At 29.3% G+C, this 1,094-nt stretch carries 1 protein-coding gene; it reads right to left on the bottom strand.

The window, feature by feature from the left end:
* Positions 1–245: 245 nt before the first annotated feature.
* Positions 246–1,094 (bottom strand): helix-turn-helix transcriptional regulator (locus JZO83_RS14175; RefSeq protein WP_207116122.1); only part of this gene is annotated, 849 nt, incomplete at its 5' end.

Here is a 1,094-nt window from a genome sequence, read left to right as displayed (position 1 = left end):
AACTCCTCCAATCAGAAAAAGATTGGGGAGTTTCTGTTTTTTATTGATCTTACATTTCATTATCTCTATTTTTTCGACATCCCTAACCTAAAAGAATATTTTTTTGACTACCATAGGCTATGCCCTAGTGAATTAGCTCGTATCCGCATGCAAACGTATGTATGAGACTTGTTACTCTATTTCTTGTATTATTGCTTTAAAATCCTACATTCTTCTCGCCCAATACACATAAATTAATTTATGATTCACATTGTTTTAAAATCGTATTTAGAAGAATACCCTACTAAATGTCGGTCAATCTCTTTTTTCAATTCGGTAACAATATCTTCTTCACTCGCCATAGATAAAAATTCTAGCCACTTAGTCACCTCTGCCGATTTTTGTTCACAGATAGATTTTCTAACCATAATGATTCCAAGGTAATCATATCTTTTCGCATTTTCAGCAAAACTATGTGCATAATCTAGTATATTTTTGCATTCAGTATACATCGCGTTCTCTAAAAATATTGTTGAAAAATTAGTTAATATTGACAAACGTAGAATTGATATTTCCTTTAATGTATTATACTTCTCCAAACTTCGTAGCATTTTTGGAACAATAGCTTTGATTGTTTCTAAAGGTAAAAAGTAAAAAATAAAATTGATGGTTCTCATATCATCGTATGTCCAAGTGTCAATCAAAGAAATCCTATCCCACACAATAGTCGCCAATTTGACACTTATGTCTGAAACGTTTAACTTATTTATTTCATTTAGTTCTATAAAAATATGTAAAATATGGTTTATCTCATTAATTTTATAATCATTATTATTTTTTAAATATAGTTCACATCGCTTAATTAGCGTATCTATCTTACTTCGCTGTGCATTGGATACTAAAGAATAAAAATCAACTAATATAGCTTGTCTTTCACTATTATTATATTCATTACAAATATATTCAAATTCATCAAACGATACATTGACTTGTTCTAATAGATACTGCATTGTATCGAATGACGGTACTCTATTCTTGCTCTCAAACTTAGAAAGGGTTGAACGTTCTAGATTTCCATTGCATATATTATTTTGAGAAATACCTTTAGATTTTCT

Origin of the sequence: Enterococcus sp. DIV1298c (assembly GCF_017316315.1) — a bacterium.
Lineage (GTDB): Bacteria > Bacillota > Bacilli > Lactobacillales > Enterococcaceae > Enterococcus_B > Enterococcus_B mangumiae.
The sequence above is the reverse complement of the archived record's forward strand: the minus strand, read 5'-3'. Positions and strand labels throughout refer to the sequence as shown.